Origin of the sequence: Shewanella oncorhynchi (genome assembly GCF_012584455.1) — a bacterium.
In the GTDB taxonomy this organism is placed as follows: Bacteria; Pseudomonadota; Gammaproteobacteria; order Enterobacterales; family Shewanellaceae; genus Shewanella; species Shewanella oncorhynchi.
Genome location: NZ_JABAEB010000003.1, coordinates 315,684 through 328,621 on the forward strand (window position 1 = coordinate 315,684; position 12,938 = coordinate 328,621).

A 12,938-nucleotide genomic window follows, 5' to 3' on the forward strand; every position below is an offset into this window, starting at 1 on the left:
TTACACGGCGATAACACAGTGATTTTAAGTGAATGGTTTCCATTTTTTACCGCTCTGGTATGATCAGTGACCATTACGAAGCACAACAACTGGATAAGTGGGCTGATGATTATCAATGCCAAAGGACCTGCAAGTTTTGCAGAGAAGTATATTGTGAGATCAATTTGGGAAAACAAATTTCCTCCAGGGTCCATTTTACCGGCTGAACGTGAGCTTTCAGAATTGATTGGTGTGACTCGCACCACTCTGCGTGAGGTGCTACAGCGCTTGGCGCGTGACGGTTGGTTGAAAATTCAGCATGGCAAACCAACACGGGTTAACAACTTTTGGGAAACTTCAGGCTTAAACATCCTTGAGACTATTGCTGATTTGAATCCCGAGGGTTTTCCGGTATTGGTTGACCAACTCTTGTCAGCTAGAACGAACGTCAGTGCTATCTATTTTCGCGGTGCTTTGCGTTATAACCCGGATACCGCTGTGGAGGTACTTGCAAAGATTCACCAGCTTGAAGATACGGCTGAATCCTATGCTGAATTTGACTACTTACTGCATCACACCTTAGCGTTTTCGTCTGGAAATCCACTTTACGTTTTGATATTAAACGGATTTAAAGGTTTGTATAGTCGAGTTGGTCGTTATTACTTTACCAGCTCAGATGCGCGTTTATTAGCATTGAACTTTTACAAAGAATTAGAACTGTTGGCTCAGGCGAAAAATTACCTCGATGTCTCTGCGCTAATGCGTACCTATGGCATGAATAGCGGTAAGATGTGGTTACAATTACGCGAAGATATGCCAGCTTCTATTGCTCAAGATCATTAATCTCTGTGAGTGATATCGCGTTAAGATAGCGCTAAATAAACAAAAAGGCCGTTTCAATTGGAAACGGCCTTTTTATTGTGCTTATTATTCTGGTTTATTGGCTTCAGGGCAGGATGCTAAGACGCTAATACTCGCATCTGCATTTTTTTGCTCTAAGGTGACAGTGAAACCCCATAATCGATGTAAATGCTTTAATACTTCTTTATGGCTGTTGGCTAAGGGAATATCGTTATTTGGCACATAATGTAAGGTTAAGGATCGATCACCGTTGATTTCTACATTATGTACTTGGATATTCGGCTCAATATTAGACAGGTTATATTGTTGTGATAGTAACTGGCGAATATCTTGATAGCCCCGTTCATCGTGGATTGCAGATACCGAAAGATAATTGCGTTTCTCATCATCATGGATACCGAACAATTTAAATTGGCGGATAACTTTAGGTGAGAGATATTGGCTAATAAAACTTTCATCTTTAAAGTTTTGCATCGCAAAATGCAACGTTTCTATCCAATTACTGCCGGCAATGTCTGGAAACCAAGCTTTATCTTCATCGGTTGGATTTTCACAAATACGCCGAATATCGGTGAACATGGCAAAACCTAAGGCGTATGGGTTGATGCCGCTGTAATAACGACTGTTGTAATCGGGTTGGGCAACTACGCCTGTATGGCTTTGCAAAAACTCGATCATGAAGCGATCAGTGACCACGCCATCGTCGTATAAGTGATTCAAGATAGTGTAATGCCAGAAGGTTGCCCAGCCTTCATTCATGACTTGAGTTTGTTTTTGCGGATAAAAATATTGCGCCATTTTACGCACAATGCGGATTATTTCCCTTTGCCATGGTTCAAGCAAAGGAGCGTTTTTCTCGATGAAATATAAAATATTTTCCTGCGGTTCGGCGGGGAAACGACGTTTTTTAGATTGAGACTGCTCATGTTGATGGGTTGGAATGGTGCGCCATAAATCATTTACTTGGCTTTGAAGGTAAGCCTCGCGATCCTTTTGTCTTGCTTGTTCTTCCCTGAATGAGATTTCAGAGGGACGTTTATAACGATCGACACCATAGTTCATTAGCGCATGACAGGAGTCTATGACGCTTTCGACTTGTTCTACACCGTATTTTTGCTCGCAGTCACTGATGTAGTTTTTAGCAAAGACAAGGTAGTCAATAATCGAGCTCGCATCTGTCCATGTCTTAAATAAGTAATTGTTTTTAAAAAAGCTGTTATGTCCGAAACAGGCGTGAGCTATCACCAGCGCCTGCATTGTGATGGTGTTTTCTTCCATTAAGTAAGCGATGCAGGGGTTAGAGTTAATCACAATTTCATAGGCGAGCCCCATTTGGCCACGTTTGTAACCTTGCTCGGTTTCGATAAAACGTTTGCCGAAAGACCAATGGGTGTAACCTATGGGCATGCCTATGCCAGCATACGCATCCATCATCTGTTCAGCAGTGATGACTTCGATTTGATTCGGGTAAGTGCTGAGTTTATAGAGCGCTGCCACCCGCTCAATTTCCTTGAGGTAGTCCTGAAGTAGCTCGAAGCTCCAGTCGGGACCATCGCTCAGTGGTGTCCAAGGTGTTGATTTAGTTATCCCCATAGTGCCCCCTTAAACCGCTTGTTTCTTGAATAGCTCCCTAAAGACAGGGTAAATATCTTCGGCTTGACGTATATGCTGCACGGCGATGTTGTCGTAATGCTGTTGCAGGGATTCATATTCGCGCCACAGGGTTTGATGGGCGCGATTGGTGATTTCGATATAGCTGTAGTAGCGCACCAGTGGCAATATTTTTTGTTCTAACAATTGCCTACAGGTAGGTGAATCGTCGGCCCAGTTATCACCGTCGGATGCTTGGGCTGTGTAAATATTCCACTCATCGGCGGGGTAGCGGGCTTGTTGAATTTCATGCATTAATTTCAATGCACTGGACACTATGGTGCCGCCCGTTTCTTGGGAGTAAAAGAACTCGTGTTCATCGACTTCTTTGGCTTGGGTATGGTGGCGAATGTAAACTACTTCTAAATTTTTATAGGTACGAGTGAGGAACAAATACAGCAAGATATAGAAGCGTTTTGCCATATCTTTAGTTGCCTGATCCATAGAACCAGACACATCCATTAAACAGAACATCACAGCTTGGCTAGAGGGGATTTCTCGTTTCGCATAATTATTAAAGCGCAGATCGAAAGTATCGATAAACGGCACTCTAGCAATCTTTTGTTTTAACTCCTCAATTTGAGCTTTTAAATCCAAAATCAACTCAGCCTTAGTACCTGGAATATTTTCCAGTTCAGCAAGTTCTTGTTCTAACTCTTTTAATAGTTTCTTTTTACTGGCCGACATCGCAATGCGACGAGCAAGGGATGAACGTAATGAACGGACAATATTGATGTTAGCGGGGACGCCATCATTGGTGAATCCAGCACGGTAAATTTGGTATTCCACCAGTTTATTGAGGCGATTTTTTTGTAGATTGGGGAGTTCTAAGTCCTCAAACAATAACTCTAGATACTCATCTTTAGAGATTTCGAACACAAAGTCATCGTCGCCTTCACCCGAGTTTGAGGCCTCGCCTTTGCCCGAACCGCCGCCTGAACCACCAGGTGGTCGGTCAATTTTATCGCCACGGGTAAATTGGTCATTACCGGGATGCACTCTATCCCTGACACCGCCTTTGCCTTGGTGAAACATAGGTTCACTGATATCCCGTGTTGGGATACTGATTTTTTCGCCTTTATCTACATCCGTTACGCTGCGACGAGTCACTGCATCGCTGACGGCTTTTTTAATTTGTTGCTTATATCTATTGATAAAGCGTTGGCGGTTGACTGTGCTTTTTCCTTTCGCATTCAACCGTCTATCGATAAAGTTCGCCATACGCACCTCCCAAAACCCAGCGAAGGCTTTGGTAACACCAAAGCCCTGTACTTAGTTAGCGCAAGTTTAAGAAGATTTACGTACTCGTAAATACCACTCAGACAAGAGTCGGACTTGTTTTTTGGTATAGCCTTTCTCCATCATGCGATTGACGAAATCATCGTGTTTGCGTTGATCGTCGTTCGACGTTTTGGCGTTAAAGGAAATAACAGGCAGTAAATCTTCTGTGTTGGAGAACATTTTCTTCTCGATCACAGTGCGAAGTTTCTCGTAGCTGGTCCAGAGTGGATTGTTACCCTCATGGTTCGCGCGGGCGCGCAGCACAAAGTTAACGATTTCATTACGGAAATCTTTAGGATTGCTGATCCCCGCGGGCTTCTCAATCTTCTCAAGTTCAGCATTGAGGGCGGCGCGGTCGAATAGCTGACCCGTTTCTGGGTCGCGGTATTCTTGATCTTGGATCCAAAAATCGGCGTAAGTGACATAGCGGTCGAAGATATTTTGGCCGTATTCAGAGTAAGACTCTAAGTAAGCGGTTTGAATTTCTTTACCGATAAACTCCACATATTTAGGGATCAAATAACCTTTTAGGAATTCAAGATAACGTTCGGCGGTATCACCGGGGAACTGTTCTTGTTCAATTTGTCGTTCGAGGACATAGAATAAATGTACTGGGTTGGCGGCGATCTCTGAATGGTCGAAGTTAAATACCCGCGACAAAATCTTAAAGGCAAAACGAGTGGATAGTCCATTCATGCCTTCATCGACACCTGCGTAATCACGGTATTCTTGGTAAGACTTAGCCTTAGGATCGGTATCTTTCAGGCTTTCACCGTCATATACCCGCATCTTAGAGTAGATGGAGGAGTTTTCAGGGGGCTTGATGCGTGACAACACACTAAATTGCGCTAAGGTTTCTAAGGTGCCGGGAGCGCAGGGCGCTTTCGATAACTCAGAGTTGATTAGCAGTTTTTGATAGATTTGCAGTTCTTCCGAAACCCGTAAACAGTAGGGTACTTTGACGATATAAACACGGTCGAGGAAGGCTTCGTTGTTTTTGTTGTTTTTGAAGGTTGACCACTCGGACTCGTTTGAGTGAGCCAGAATAATCCCGCTATAGGGCAGGGCCGATAAGCCTTCTGTGCCGTTATAGTTACCTTCTTGCGTTGCAGTCAGTAGTGGATGCAGCACTTTAATGGGTGCCTTAAACATCTCGACGAATTCCATCACCCCTTGGTTTGCACGGCACAATGCGCCTGAATAGGCGTAAGCATCGGGATCATCTTGGGAGAAATGTTCGAGTTGCCGAATATCGACTTTACCGACAAGGGACGAAATATCTTGGTTGTTTTCATCACCTGGTTCAGTTTTCGCTATTGCCACTTGGTCCAGAATGGATGGAAAGACTTTTACCACGCGAAATTTGGAGATATCGCCACCAAACTCATGCAGACGTTTTACCGCCCAAGGCGACATGATGGTTTTCAGATAACGGTTGGGAATGTTGAATTCATCTTTTAACAGCTGTCCATCTTCTTCCACATCAAACAGGCAGAAGGGGTGATCGTTGACTGGGCTGCGGACTCCATTCGCGCTCAGAATGTAAATGGGCACTTTTTGCATTAGGGCTTTGAGTTTTTCGGCTAGCGATGACTTACCGCCGCCCACTGGACCCAGTAGGTATAGAATTTGTTTGGATTCTTCTAATCCTTGAGCCGAGTGCTTTAGGTAAGCCACAATTTGCTCTATGGCGTCTTCCATGCCGAAGAAATCTTTAAATGCGGGATAGCGTGAAATAAGTCGATTCGAAAAAATACGGCTAAGTGTTGGATTTTTTGCGGTATCAATGACTTCTGCTTCACCAATTGCAAGCAGTAGTCGCTCTGATGCTGACATGTAAGCGCTGCGATCTCCCTTGCAGATGTCCAGAAACTCCTGCAAAGAATATTCTTCATCGAGTTTTTGTTCGTAGCGCTTTTGGTAATGCTCGAAAATGCCCATATAAACCCCCTGAAACGCCAGTGATGTCATGGAACGGATAACTGGCTAGCCAGCCTCCTACTCTAATCTTAGACACAAACTCACTATCTGTGTCAAAAAAATATCAAATAAAAACAATAACAAATAGTTGCAAACGCAATTATTGCACTTGTAGTTAGCGGAGGATAAATCGGTAGGATAAGGGATGGGCGGCAAACGAGGGGCATAAAAAAAGAGCCACTAGGGCTCTTTTTACTGGGATTAACCCACTGCTTATTCGGCAGTAAACAACGTTAGGTTAAATGAATTAACCTGCGAAGTTTTGGTTAACGAAGTCCCAGTTAACTAATTGCCAGAAGTGGGCAAGATAGTCAGGACGCACGTTACGGTAATCGATGTAGTAAGCGTGTTCCCACACGTCAACTGTCATGATTGGCGTTACTGTGCTGTCAGTCAGTGGCGTCGCTGCATTGCTAGTGTTAACGATAGCAAGAGTGCCATCGGCTTTTTTCACTAACCATGTCCAAGCGCTACCGAAATTGTTTACTGCTGAATCAGTAAATTGCGCTTTGAATGCGTCGAATGAACCGAAAGCGGCATTGATTGCATCAGCAACTGGGCCTGTTGGTTCGCCGCCAGCATTAGGGGCTAAGCAGTTCCAGTAGAAAGTGTGGTTCCACACTTGAGCTGCGTTGTTAAATACGCCACCAGTAGAAGTCTTGATGATATCTTCTAAAGATTTGCCAGCGAAATCAGTTCCTTCGATTAAGCCGTTTAGCTTCACAACATAAGTGTTGTGGTGCTTGCCGTAGTGGTATTCTATGGTTTCTTGAGAAATGTGTGGTTCTAGTGCGTTCTTTGCATATGGTAATGCGGGTAATTCGAAAGCCATTAGTATCTCTCCATGGTCTTAGGTTATCGTTTCTTAAACGTGCTCACTTAGGACTATTGTACCGATAAAATTTGTGATGTGAATCATTGTTTAGCTAATTGACTAGATAGACGCCATCGAAAAATCAAATGTCGACATAACCTTACAAACTGTGGGATTTTGTTCTGCGTCTAGCTGACGTACAATAGTCGCATTGAGTCAATGTCATCCTACTTAGGAATCAAAATGGAAACAGTAGAGAAAATTAAGCAACAGATCACGGAAAACCCTATCATTGTTTATATGAAAGGTTCTCCAAAGTTGCCTAGCTGTGGCTTCTCGTCACAGGTCGCTCAGATCATGATTAACTGCGGTGAGCAGTTTGCATTCGTGGATATTCTTCAGCATCCAGACATTCGCGCAGAATTACCTAAGTTTGCTAACTGGCCGACTTTCCCACAATTGTGGATTGAAGGTGAGTTGATTGGTGGCTGTGATATCGTCGTGGACATGTTCCAAAAAGGCGAATTACAACCTTTGATTAAAGCTGCTGCCGCTAAGATCAAGACTGAGGAGTAAGAGTTAATTCTTACTTCATAAAAATATTGCTTCATAAAAATATTGCTTCATAAAAAAGCCGCCGTGATTGATATCACGGCGGCTTTTTTATGGTGGTTTCTTAAGAAACGATCAATTTTATAAAGTGGTCATTTTTCAACGACCTACTTCGAAATTGATCGTGTCTTCAAGCCGTAATTAATGAGGCGTTACATCAGACTCGTGGTGTTTATTGTGTGGCTTAGTCGCGGGTAATAGTAAGTTCATGGTAATTGCGACAATACCGCACAAGCTAATACCAGTCAGACTGAATGAACCTATGCCAAATGCCATGCCGCCGATACCAAAGACTAAGGTAACACCGACAATACTTAAATTACGTGGCTCTGATAAATCCACATGATTACGAATAAGGGTGTTGAGGCCAACTGCGGCAATGGAACCAAATAGCAAACACATAATACCGCCCATCACTGGGACGGGGATAGTTTGCATCAGCGCACCTAGTTTGCCAACGAAGGCTAAAGTGATGGCGGTAATGGCAGTCCAAGTCATGATCTTAGGATCAAAATTTCGGGTTAAGGTTACTGCACCTGTCACTTCTGAGTAAGTCGTGTTCGGTGGACCACCAAAGGCTGCGGCTGCAATTGTGGCAATCCCGTCGCCCGTTAGCGTGCGATGCAGGCCGGGTTTTTTCATAAAATCTTTACCCGTGACGTTGGATATCGCCAGAATATCACCTATGTGTTCTACCGCAGGGGCGATTGCCACTGGGATCATAAATGCGATGGCATACCAGTTTAATTCTGGCGCGACAAATTTAGGAATAGCAATCCAGCTTGCAGCGGTCACGACTGCAAAATCAACAATACCAAAGGCTAGGCTTAAACTGTAACCTACTATAATACCTGCTAAAATAGGCATCACTTTGAGGAGGCCCTTTGCGAAAATGGCCACCGCGATAGTGGTACCAAGCGATGCGAGCGAAATAAATAACGCCGTATTTGTAGCGACTAAAGTCAAGCTACCATCACCACTCTTGCCTAATGCCATATTCACCGCCACGGGGGCTAAGCCAAGGCCGATAATAATGATCACGGGTCCCACTACGACAGGGGGCAATAGTCTGTGAATAAAGTCAGTGCCGCGCACTTTAACCAAGGCGCCGAGCATGACGTAGACCACGCCCGCGGCCATAATGCCGCCCATTGTGGATGGAATTCCCCAAGTCTGCACGCCATAAAGTATGGGGGCAATAAAGGCGAAGGAAGATGCGAGGAAGATAGGCACTTGGCGTTTAGTAATCAATTGGAAGAGTAGGGTACCGATACCTGCGGTAAACAATGCCACACTGGTGTCGAGCCCTGTGAGTAGCGGCATTAGCACTAGGGCACCGAAGGCCACAAATAGCATTTGCGCGCCCTGTAGGGGGATAGCGAGTCGTCTCATTTATTATTCTCGTTAATTTAGGGTAAACCGCCAAATGATAACAGTTTGTTGGATTTTGAGCAGGAGAAAATCGCCTGTTTTGCCGACGTTGATCACTGTTTGGGTTTTCTGTGCTATGGCTGGCACGGAAATGGGGCTAAATTTTGGCAAGACTCGCTTAAGGCGCTAACTATGGTACAATTTGCCTCATCTGACGCTACTTCAACTACTCAAAGATGCTGAAATTCCTATTGAAGCCGAGCTTAATTGCATTTCTATATTGTCTGTTCACGATTAATAGCGTCAATGCTGTTGAGGTGAGTAAATTAGATGAGGCCAATGTGCCTGTGTCTTCGCGCGCAGTTGCTGAACGCGACAAAGCCTTAAAAAGTGCACTTGAGCAAGTCATTATCAAGAACACTGGGACTGCGCGATCCCTCGATAACAGCCTAATCCAATCTCAGCTCAGTAATCCTGATACCTTGCTGAGCCAGTATGGTTATATCGAGCAAAATGGCCAATTGCTGTTGACCGCGAGTTTTGAGCACCGCCGCATAGTGGCGTTACTGCGTCAGGCACAATTGCCTGTTTGGGGAACTCAACGCCCGCTGACCTTATTTTGGGTCGCTATGCCTGGTGATGGCGACACTATGATATTGGGTGACTCATCTGCGTTAGCCGAACGTAAAATTTTTAGCGATTTTTCCTATGCCCGCGGTATACCTGTACTCTTGCCTATCTTAGATCTTGATGAGTTGATGGGTATTAATCCTAACGATATTAAAGGGATGTTTGCCGATATCGTGGCGAGTGTATCTGGCCGCTATCAAGCTGACTTTTTGGCGCTAGTGGCAATTGATGCCGCCGGCAATCAGGTTCGTTATCGTTTAAATCTTTATACTAAGGCTACCATTGACTCTTTGACGCCACCGTTATTCAGTTACAACGGCAGTGCTGAAAATTCGGCCCAAGCGATTACCGCTATGATGGCGGCGTTAGGTGAATACTATTTTACTAAGTATGCGATTGCCGATACTGGTACTCAGCTTGGTGCGAGTGTTACCTTCGTTAATATCCAAAAAATGGCGCAATTAGTTGAAGTTGAAAAATATTTGAAGCAACTCAGCGCGATTAAAAATGCCACGTTAACGCATATTCAAGGTAATACTGTGACTTTCTCGTTAGATTTATTTGGCTCAGAGACGGATTTACAACGCTTATTAAGCTTAGAGCCGCGTATTTCTGTGGTCGCACCTGTGAGTGCAGGTGAATTTAGCCCTGTCTCTAATCAAACTGGCAAACCTGTGTATGAATGGCGTTTACATTAAGATGTTATCGGCCGTGCTTAGTTAAGCACGGCATTGTTTTTATTTAATATTGAGAAGACCGAGTGCCCTTAAACTCACCTCTGCAACTCTCGTTACCTGTGCATTTGCCAGACGACGAAACCTTTAATAGTTATTACCCCGCCGCGGGTAATGATGAACTTATTCAAAAATTGAGAGCGAATGCCGAAGGGCATGGTGAAGCCGCCATCTATTTGTGGGGCCCAGTTAAATCGGGTCGAACCCATTTAATGCACGCTGCTTGCGCGCACGCTAATGAAGTGGAGCGTCGCAGCTTTTATATTCCCTTAGGCATACATGCGAGTATTTCGACCGCATTGCTTGAAGGCCTAGAACAGTTGGATTTGGTTTGTATCGATGATGTCGATGCCATCGCCGGGCACCCAGTATGGGAAGAGGCGATTTTTGATCTCTACAATCGCGTCGCAGAAAATAAGAATTGCGCCTTAGTGGTCAGCGGCAGCTCGTCTCCTGCGGATGCTGGGTTCCTCTTGCCAGATCTTGTTTCACGTATGCAATGGGGGTTGAATTACCAACTGCAACCCATGGCAGATGATGAAAAACTTGCCGCACTGCAACGCCGCGCCGCTATGCGTGGCCTGCAATTACCGGAAGATGTCGGGCGTTTTTTACTGAACCGTATGGCGCGGGATTTGCGTACCTTGTTTGATGTATTGGATAAGTTAGATAAAGCCTCATTAGTGCATCAGCGTAAGCTCACGATTCCGTTTGCCAAAGAGATGCTGCACCTTTAGATACAGCATGGTTTGTGTTCGTTCTGAAGATACAAAACCTACTGGCATTAAAGCCAAAAAGAGTAAAGCCCGTCATGTTGAATACATACGGGCTTTTGTTTATCTAAAATTTAAAACGCTATTGTTGTGGATGTTGGTGACGGTCACCACTTAAGCGAAGTTCGGCTTCAAAACGAGACTCGGCATTAATTGCAGCTGCATTGCTTTGGCCTTTGAGCTGCGTATTCGCAGGCGATATTGCCAATGTTTGACGCCAGCTTTGACCTTGCACCATATTCATTGGCTCGGGTAGGCTTTCGACCAGACTGATCCCATTAAGCTCTGGCAGCATTTCATCAATCACCAACGCAGCGCGATTTTCTAGACTGTCTTGCGCAATTCGTCCCCTTTGTCCCCAGTCAATAATCAGCGAATCTGCAGTTAATATCGCAGGTTTATTGGTGACGGCGACATCACGCAATATTTGATAGCGATAACTCATCATGGCTTCCTCAAATAACATGGCCGTGTCTTCACGGGTACTGGAATAGGCATAGAAGTCGCTGGCGATATCGGTAGAAAAGAAAGTACTGACATCCGATGCTTGATAGGTCTTTTGCACATTACTCGCCGCTGCGCCGAGGAAACTAACATTGGCAAGTCCCATCATTTCAGTGCTCGTTAATGGGTAGGTTTTGCTGACTTGATCTGAAATTAGACTCTTGCTGGCATTGCGGCGGCTGTAGTCATCTAACAGTCTTGGCCCTGTGAGTGTGGCATGCACGCTGCGTGGAAAAAAGTCATTGGCATGGGCGAGCTCGTGGTACAACAAGGAGGCCAGATCGGGATTGATTTGCGCTAATGTGCGGTTTGCTCTGACTGTGATAGGCACGCCAAGGGAGGCATATTGGTTATCTTTCACGTAACGCCAAGGCATCACAAAGTTAAGATCATTTCCGAAATTACTGCGGTAATCCGGCGCCTCATTAATAGTGTCGCGCTGGCTTGGCGTAAGCCATAAATCATTGGGATCGAGATAAATCGCCCCTGTGACTACCCAATAAAAAGAAGGGCGTACATCATAGCTAATCACCACGGCTGTAACGGATTGTAACAGGCGGGCAAAATCGCTATTGGGGTCCATCTGGGCTAAGAAAGCGGCAAAGTTATCACCCATCCAATCGTGTGAAACCAGTACTCGATTTAGAATCGTCTCGTGATTGAGATCGCTTGAGGTTTGTCCTATCAAAGGTAAGGTATTGATAGTGCAACTATCATTGAGCTGATTAGAGTAAACACAGTTTGCTAGTACATTAGCGTAAGGCGAGGCTGGACGATAGGCATGGGTGCGCGCAACTGGGGTATCGAAGTATGGCGAGCTGATCGCTGGCGCCGAGGTTGTTAGCACAAAGACATCATCGCTAAGCTGATTGCCATTAACGTTGGCATTCACTTTGAGGTGAGTGATTGTATCCTGGGTGACCGTTGGCGCGGTAAACAAGGGTCTAAACGGATCGCTCACATCGACCATTAAATCTGGGCCAGATGCTACACACCAAGAGATATTTGCTGCGCTTAATTCCGATTGTTGTCCGAGTCTTAAGCTCACATTATTGCCTTCAACCACTTGGTGATCTTGACGGACGTTTAGCACACCCGTCGATGCGGGATCGACATTAATGCCAATTTCTCCGGTGACATCTAGATTACTGCCCGTCACATGCAAGCTAAAACGGTAGCCGCCTGCGGTGGGAGTATCAAAGGCTAATACTGGGCTGTTTTGACTGACGAGTGCTATGTTAGGGCCATCGATTTGCTGCCAACGGAAGGTTAAGTCTTGGCTGTCACGATTTAGGATATTGGCAATGATAGTACTGGATTGACCCGCCACATAATTTGGCTCGGTTTGAAAGCGAATTGAGGATGACGTGGTGGTAATGAGTGGCGAAATACTATCTGTGCAGCGTGCTAGTGAAGTGGAGGGGGGCGTGACTACACTATCATCTGGTTGACTATCACCACCGCCCCCGCATGCCGCAAGTAGGCCCGAGCAGGCCATAAATCCGAAAAATTTCAGTGGTATCGACATTCCCATTACACCATTCTCCCTTGTTAACTCTGCTGTGCTATTTAGACTTTTGTGGCGCCATGGGACGCTTATACTGTGAGAAACTGACTATAACACGGGCACTTAGTTGCAAAAAGTAAGTGTAAGTATAATAAGTGTTAATTTTGTCGTGATGGGAATTGACGTCGGAACAGAGGTTGAAACTAAGGTTGAAATGGGTATTCAGACTGAGATCATAAGGG

Annotated in this window: 10 protein-coding genes; 4 read left to right on the forward strand and 6 right to left on the reverse strand. The window is 45.0% G+C overall.

Translation table 11 applies throughout. The annotated features are described in order from the left end of the window. The first annotated feature begins 105 nt into the window (after positions 1–105). Positions 106–822, forward strand: coding sequence for a fatty acid metabolism transcriptional regulator FadR (gene fadR / locus HGO26_RS06035; protein ID WP_028760321.1), 717 nt, complete (start codon positions 106–108; stop codon positions 820–822). 84 nt (positions 823–906) lie between these two features. Here the strand turns inward: fadR and HGO26_RS06040 are convergent, their stop codons facing one another. From HGO26_RS06040 to sodB, 4 genes are all read right to left on the reverse strand, one after another. Next, complete coding sequence (locus HGO26_RS06040) at positions 907–2,433, reverse strand: SpoVR family protein (RefSeq protein WP_028760320.1); 1,527 nt, start codon at positions 2,431–2,433, stop codon at positions 907–909. A gap of 9 nt (positions 2,434–2,442) precedes the next feature. Then, the gene (locus HGO26_RS06045; RefSeq protein WP_168823933.1) at positions 2,443–3,711 is read right to left on the reverse strand and encodes a YeaH/YhbH family protein; all 1,269 of its coding nucleotides are present in this window, start codon (positions 3,709–3,711) and stop codon (positions 2,443–2,445) included. A 66-nt stretch (positions 3,712–3,777) separates the two neighbouring features. Then, a complete protein-coding gene (locus HGO26_RS06050; protein WP_131523897.1) occupies positions 3,778–5,712 on the reverse strand; it encodes a PrkA family serine protein kinase in 1,935 nt (644 codons plus the stop codon). A gap of 286 nt (positions 5,713–5,998) precedes the next feature. Then, positions 5,999–6,583, reverse strand: coding sequence for a superoxide dismutase [Fe] (sodB, locus tag HGO26_RS06055; protein ID WP_028760317.1), 585 nt, complete (start codon positions 6,581–6,583; stop codon positions 5,999–6,001). A gap of 225 nt (positions 6,584–6,808) precedes the next feature. On the opposite strand from sodB, the gene grxD reads away from it, so the two are divergent. Next, a complete protein-coding gene (gene grxD, locus HGO26_RS06060; protein ID WP_011846572.1) occupies positions 6,809–7,141 on the forward strand; it encodes a Grx4 family monothiol glutaredoxin in 333 nt (110 codons plus the stop codon). 177 nt (positions 7,142–7,318) lie between these two features. Here the strand turns inward: grxD and HGO26_RS06065 are convergent, their stop codons facing one another. Continuing rightward, complete coding sequence (locus HGO26_RS06065) at positions 7,319–8,569, reverse strand: uracil-xanthine permease family protein (protein ID WP_028760316.1); 1,251 nt, start codon at positions 8,567–8,569, stop codon at positions 7,319–7,321. Positions 8,570–8,784: 215 nt separating this feature from the next. On the opposite strand from HGO26_RS06065, the gene HGO26_RS06070 reads away from it, so the two are divergent. Both HGO26_RS06070 and hda read left to right on the forward strand, forming a co-directional pair. Then, complete coding sequence (locus HGO26_RS06070; protein WP_028760315.1) at positions 8,785–9,876, forward strand: DUF2066 domain-containing protein; 1,092 nt, start codon at positions 8,785–8,787, stop codon at positions 9,874–9,876. 62 nt (positions 9,877–9,938) lie between these two features. Beyond that, the gene (gene hda / locus HGO26_RS06075; RefSeq protein WP_168823935.1) at positions 9,939–10,649 is read left to right on the forward strand and encodes a DnaA inactivator Hda; all 711 of its coding nucleotides are present in this window, start codon (positions 9,939–9,941) and stop codon (positions 10,647–10,649) included. 118 nt (positions 10,650–10,767) lie between these two features. Here hda and HGO26_RS06080 read toward each other — a convergent pair whose 3' ends face one another. Next, on the reverse strand, positions 10,768–12,723 hold the full coding sequence (locus HGO26_RS06080; protein ID WP_168823937.1) for a hypothetical protein: 1,956 nt from the start codon (positions 12,721–12,723) through the stop codon (positions 10,768–10,770). Positions 12,724–12,938: the final 215 nt, after the last annotated feature.

What these genes read in the sequence shown, in the direction of transcription:
- HGO26_RS06065 (WP_028760316.1), bottom strand. Translation starts at nt 8,569, where the DNA reads ATGAGACGACTCGCTATCCCCCTACAGGGCGCGCAAATGCTATTTGTG.
- HGO26_RS06045 (WP_168823933.1), bottom strand. Translation starts at nt 3,711, where the DNA reads ATGGCGAACTTTATCGATAGACGGTTGAATGCGAAAGGAAAAAGCACA.
- HGO26_RS06040 (WP_028760320.1), bottom strand. Translation starts at nt 2,433, where the DNA reads ATGGGGATAACTAAATCAACACCTTGGACACCACTGAGCGATGGTCCC.
- fadR (WP_028760321.1), top strand. Translation starts at nt 106, where the DNA reads ATGATTATCAATGCCAAAGGACCTGCAAGTTTTGCAGAGAAGTATATT.
- grxD (WP_011846572.1), top strand. Translation starts at nt 6,809, where the DNA reads ATGGAAACAGTAGAGAAAATTAAGCAACAGATCACGGAAAACCCTATC.
- HGO26_RS06080 (WP_168823937.1), bottom strand. Translation starts at nt 12,723, where the DNA reads ATGGGAATGTCGATACCACTGAAATTTTTCGGATTTATGGCCTGCTCG.
- sodB (WP_028760317.1), bottom strand. Translation starts at nt 6,583, where the DNA reads ATGGCTTTCGAATTACCCGCATTACCATATGCAAAGAACGCACTAGAA.
- HGO26_RS06070 (WP_028760315.1), top strand. Translation starts at nt 8,785, where the DNA reads ATGCTGAAATTCCTATTGAAGCCGAGCTTAATTGCATTTCTATATTGT.
- HGO26_RS06050 (WP_131523897.1), bottom strand. Translation starts at nt 5,712, where the DNA reads ATGGGCATTTTCGAGCATTACCAAAAGCGCTACGAACAAAAACTCGAT.